The 359-nt window shown below is 35.9% G+C and carries 1 protein-coding gene; it reads left to right on the forward strand.

Features of this window, described 5'->3' with window-relative positions:
• Positions 1–359: response regulator transcription factor (locus tag CWB72_RS20695; protein ID WP_171037379.1), on the forward strand; the 359-nt coding region annotated here is incomplete at both ends.

Below are 359 nucleotides of genomic sequence, written 5' to 3' on the forward strand. Positions count from 1 at the left end.
CATGAATGGCTATGATGTTGCCAAACACTTGCAAATATACCATCCGGATATAAAAATTATTGTAAATACAATTTTCGGAGACAAACGGGTTATGGAAGGCATGATTAGATACGGCGTTAAAGCATATACCAGTAAGGACTATTTTTCTGATGAAATTACCCACGCTATCCATGCGGTTATTCATAATGATTATTATATTCCAAGATCATTTGGTCTCACGGAGCAAGACATAATCAACATTCAAAATACCCCGATAGAATGGTTAGAAAGCATAACACCCAGAGAAATGAGATTGGCTCAATTATTAGACGATGGCTTACCCCTTAAAGAAGTTGCCCATCAAATGAATATTTCTGAAT

It is taken from the genome of Pseudoalteromonas phenolica, from assembly GCF_005886345.1.
Taxonomy (GTDB): domain Bacteria; phylum Pseudomonadota; class Gammaproteobacteria; order Enterobacterales; family Alteromonadaceae; genus Pseudoalteromonas; species Pseudoalteromonas phenolica_A.